A 4,635-nucleotide genomic window follows, 5' to 3' on the forward strand; every position below is an offset into this window, starting at 1 on the left:
CTCATAGCCCGATAACTTATTTTTGTTTGCAATATCCTTCATGGCGTTGCCGTACTTTTCTACGGCATCTGAATAATCAGCATTGGCTTTATGGTGTTTATCTATTAATTCACTGAGTTTACTCATACACTTTTCAAACTCAGCGGCATCAGACTCATCAATAAAAATAAGCTCAAGCGTTTCTATTCTGAAATAACACTGGCATGATTTGTGAAGAACAACTTTGACATTTTTATCTACTTTGTTCAGCGAATGTTCCGCAGCTGGAGTTTCCTGTCCACTCATCATCATCTCCCTGATTATTCAAAAAATAGTTTGATTCCTTTTGGATCAATACCATAATGCGCCTGTGTATAACCATTCTCATCCGTCACACCGCGAATAATCTGCCCATCTTCGGTTTCAATGCGGTATGGAATGTAGGGTTTCGGCTGATTACTCGATTGATCCAGCACCTGAAAACCACCGTTCATCGGATTATGAAATTTAGGGTCGCTCACAGATACAGAAGAAAGTGCCTGCTCCAGGGAAGCACTTCCACCCCACAAAATATTTGCACTTTTTAAATCTATTTTCCCTGGTGCACCAATTTCCACCGAACCATCTTTAATTTTTATATACGCCCCACCTTTGCTGGTCAGCGTGATCCCCTGAGCGGCATTCAGCACAATTTCACCACTGACGCTGTTAATGTTCATGGTCTTATCCGACTGGAGGCGCATGGCGTCCGTTTGCGCCTGAATATCTACCATTCCCCTTGCTGCAAATATCTTCATTCCCATTTTCTGGGCAAACAGACTGATGGCTTCACCTGCCGCAACCGTAAACTTTTTTATTAAGCTTATATCCGCATTCTCACCCGCTGTCGCGGTTAGAGTCTGGCCTGCGGAAAGCTGAATATTTTTCGGTGTAACCAGACCAATACCCGCCGGAGCGGAAGCCAGCAGCCCCGCATCTTTTAACTGTGCAAGCATATTACCAAACTGCTGTTGAGAAGCTGTATCGGCTTCCAGCGCACCTGATACACTCGCACTCTGCGCTAGCGCTGTTACCAGTTGTAACGCCCCCTGTAACTGAGCGATCGCAGCATTCATATCCAGCATTTGTCCCTGCGCTTTCGGCTGAGCATCGGCACTGAGAAAGATCCCTTTCCCCCCTCTGATTGTCACCCAATCATCGGTGCGCAGCTCCGCGCCTTCCCCCCGCAGCGCCCTGGACGCATCCACATTGTGCCCCAGATTAAGCTGCGTTTTACCGCCGTACTCCGTGCTGAGCTTGATATGCTCTTCGCCGCGCTTGTCCTCCATCCGCAGCTTGTTGTTCGTCGGCGTGCGGATCACATTCCGGGTGCTGTTCTTCTCCGTCACGTGGTCAACATGCCGCGAGTCGTGCAGCGCATGGGCGATGTACGGACGGTCGGGGTCGCCTTCGTGGAACGCGATCGCCACTTCCGTGCCCTGGATCAGCGGGAAGTGAAAACCGTACACGTCACCGCCGTAGGGTTTGGCGAGACGCACCGGCATGCTCTCCTGCCCCTGCGACTTGTCATCCCGGTCGGCGTCAAATTTCACCCGGTACAGGCCGGATGCATCCTGCCAGGCGTAGATATCGTTGGCTTTTGCGCTGGTGATACGTGCCGTCATCGTCCCGGTCACCTTCGGGCGCGGCAGCGGTGCCGGACGCCAGCACACCGTTTCGCTGTACGGAACGCCCAAAATATCCACCAGAAGGGCGCTCTTGCGGCTGGCAGTAAAATGCGTGCTGATAACCAGCACCGGTTCCTGTAAGACAGCAGGCAGGGTGGGTGGCAGGCCGTCGGTAATATTCAGCACCTGAGCAGGTGCCAGCCATGCCGCAGTGCTGTAGCCTGTGATTTGCGTCTGGTTTGCCAGAAAACGCTCGTGGTCCAGGCGGGCGTAAAAGTTAGCCGTTTCTGCCGTGGGGTCTATTTTGTCGCCGCGCGCCAGATGGCGCAGCCGGTAATGGTAGACATCACCATAGGTCCCCCCTTCACCGTCTCCCCGGGTCATATCCGCCGGAGCCGACTGCAGTACGCTCTGTGCGTCACGGTGGTTGTAATCTTTCGTGGTGACGCTGGCTTCAACCACGTTATGGGTAATATTCATGCCCCACACCGAGTCAGCCCCGCTGTCGCTCATCCCGGACGGGCTGTTGACTGGCAGGGTTTTACCAAATATCAGCGCACGCTGCGCATCGGCAAAATGCACCACCTCTGTCTGCGCGTCTTCCTGGAGGGTAAACCAGTAAAATATCCCCACCTCTGCCAGCAGACGCTGGATAAACGCCAGGTCACTTTCCTGATACTGGTTTATCTGCTCGCGCTTCGGGTAGCTCTGTTTGAGGGTAAACTCATATTCCCAGCCATGCAGGTTATGCTCCTGTAACACCTGCCCGACCACTTCGGGTACTGACTTATTGACAAAGAAACGGTGACTGCGGTGCTGCTTATCCAGCAAAAACAGGAATGGTTTAAGCGTGATCAGATACTGTGTCTGGTCGGCAGAGCCGGAAATGCGTCTGAAATGAGTAATGACACCGTGCACTTTTTTCTGTTCAGTCAGGCTCTCCAGTAACCCGCCCCCCATCGTCAGGGTTGCGGGTTTACACAAAAACCAGGCAGCATCCAGATGTTTGTCCGTACTGGTAAAAATGATGTCATACCTGTAAATCCTGCTCAGGCCTTCAATACCGCTGAAGTCTTCAACATCAAGTGAAGAAGGACAGGAAGGAATATCCAGCCTGTAGCGGTTCAGGGTTCCCGCCCCGGATAAAACGTTTTGCAGAGAGTCAGTGAGATTCATAATTTTTCACTCCATGAACGGATCTAAAAGGGGATTTGCAGAAACCATCACGTTCGCCTGGATCAGGCTGAACATCACTGTTGTCCAACTCGCCGTACGGTCTTACTGCCTCCATGTCAGTAAGCGGAATGTCGAAAATACACTCGCCGGCAATCTCCACCCCGGCGACCATTCTGCGCGGCGTATCCTTATGGCGCTCAGAGTGCAGAACGTATCTGACAATGAACTGGCCTTTATCAGGAAAATGATGGAATGAAGGTGGGATACATAGCTGGCCGTTCACAATACGAAGTGTGGGATCAAACGTAATTTGCCGCTCCCTGAACCGGGTTCCTCTTGGATCGATGGAAATACTGACTGGCTGGTAGTCTTCTGGCTCCGGAACACTGAAACACACATTGTCGCCTCTTGTGCTGACCGTTACTATTTCATCAGGCCGAAGGTAATCCCCGTGGCCGGGGCAACCGGCCAGTAGCGTCAGGCTGAGCAAAAAAGCATACCTGATGCGAAAGGTTATTATTTTCACCATGGGAACCCCCGCAGCGTGCTGGTATACAGGTGGCTGATAACGGACTCAGAAATGTTGCCGTCAAGCGTGATATCACCTGCTTTTCTCAGATCACACCATGTCTCGTATCCTTCAGCCTGCAACGTAAAATGGTCGGCAATAATCTGTGCCTGCTGTTCCATGGGATATTCACTTAACAGACGTCCATCCAGGACATAACGGTAACTCACCGCCCAGCTGACCAGCCCCCGCCCGATGATGTTCATTCCTTTTTCACGCTGCCAGACATGTGCCATTTCGTGAATAAAAAGATGTTGCAGAAAAGGTAAAGCCGACGCGTAATCATCCCTGTACCAGTGACGAAAATAAATCTCACCGTTCGGGGACATCGCCGTATTTTTATTCTGGAGGCCAAACGGAAGATAACTGTCATGATGGATCCAGACCTTATGGTACGGGATCGTCGATTTGTAGACCGACTTCGCCAGTGCAATCTCTCCTGACGTCAGTAACCGCAGTGAGCCTTCCTTCTCTTCTTTTTGATCAGTCTTCTTTTTTTTATCATGGATGGTCATCACTCATCCTCCTGCCGCAGCTCAATCATAATCCCCTCTTCGTCATCCCAGCCCAGTGTAAGTTGCTGCGGCTTCTGCCCCGCCGCCATATGGCTCAGCAGCAGCTGGCTGAGCACTGGCAGAATTTGCTGGTTCAGCAGGCTGTCGATATTGCGCGCCCCGGTGTCAGGCAGCAGGCAGGCGGCGGTCAGCGCATCAGACAGGCTGTCGCTGACGGTGGTGGTCATACCGTAATGCCGGGCCAGGCGCTGACTCACCTGGCCGAGCTTCATGCCGACAATCGTGCGCATCGCCGCCTGTGCCAGCGGATGGTAAATCACCGTCTGGAAGCGGGCCAGCAGCGCGGGCTGGAAGTGGTCACGCAGCACAGGGCGCAGCAGTTCGTGCAGGTCGCCTTCGGTGGCGTCCGGCTGTTCATCCAGCATCTGCATGATAAGGTCGCTGCCGAGGTTCGAGGTCATCAGAATCACGGTGTTACGGAAGTCAATTTCCCGCCCTTCGCCGTCGCGCATGAATCCGCGGTCGAAGACCTGATAGAACAGGTTCATCACGTCACGGTGGGCCTTTTCCACTTCGTCCAGCAGCACCACGCTGTACGGGCGTTTGCGCACGGCTTCGGTGAGAATACCGCCCTGGCCGTAGCCGACGTAGCCCGGCGGGGAACCCTTGAGCTGGGAGACGGTGTGCGGCTCCTGGTATTCGGAGAGGTTGATGGTTATCAGGGATTTCT

The 4,635-nt window shown here is 52.9% G+C and carries 4 protein-coding genes and 1 pseudogene; all 5 read right to left on the reverse strand.

Going from position 1 to position 4,635, the window contains the following annotated elements; genetic code table 11:
• Window positions 1-285, reverse strand: a pseudogene (locus APU11_RS18625) (hypothetical protein); the annotation flags it as partial.
• Between the two features lie 14 nt (window positions 286-299).
• Window positions 300-2,822 carry a type VI secretion system tip protein VgrG gene (gene vgrG, locus APU11_RS18630; RefSeq protein WP_040022997.1) on the reverse strand — a complete coding sequence of 841 codons (2,523 nt, stop codon included), beginning with the start codon at window positions 2,820-2,822 and terminating at the stop codon, window positions 300-302.
• Window positions 2,809-3,351: a putative T6SS immunity periplasmic lipoprotein gene (locus tag APU11_RS18635; RefSeq protein WP_040022995.1), complete on the reverse strand. Its 543-nt coding sequence runs from the start codon at window positions 3,349-3,351 to the stop codon at window positions 2,809-2,811. The genes vgrG and APU11_RS18635 overlap by 14 nt, the downstream gene beginning before the upstream one ends.
• Window positions 3,345-3,905: a hypothetical protein gene (locus APU11_RS18640; RefSeq protein ID WP_058651516.1), complete on the reverse strand. Its 561-nt coding sequence runs from the start codon at window positions 3,903-3,905 to the stop codon at window positions 3,345-3,347. The genes APU11_RS18635 and APU11_RS18640 overlap by 7 nt, the downstream gene beginning before the upstream one ends.
• Window positions 3,905-4,635 (reverse strand): AAA family ATPase (locus APU11_RS18645; protein ID WP_157849612.1); only part of this gene is annotated, 731 nt, incomplete at its 5' end. The genes APU11_RS18640 and APU11_RS18645, both read right to left, overlap by 1 nt.

Origin of the sequence: Enterobacter sp. 50793107, from assembly GCF_001463365.1 — a bacterium.
GTDB classification, from domain to species: domain Bacteria; phylum Pseudomonadota; class Gammaproteobacteria; order Enterobacterales; family Enterobacteriaceae; genus Enterobacter; species Enterobacter cloacae.

Bases quoted from the DNA above. Each gene is read 5' to 3' on its own strand.
- vgrG (WP_040022997.1), bottom strand. From the start codon at position 2,822: ATGAATCTCACTGACTCTCTGCAAAACGTTTTATCCGGGGCGGGAACC.
- APU11_RS18635 (WP_040022995.1), bottom strand. From the start codon at position 3,351: ATGGTGAAAATAATAACCTTTCGCATCAGGTATGCTTTTTTGCTCAGC.
- APU11_RS18640 (WP_058651516.1), bottom strand. From the start codon at position 3,905: ATGACCATCCATGATAAAAAAAAGAAGACTGATCAAAAAGAAGAGAAG.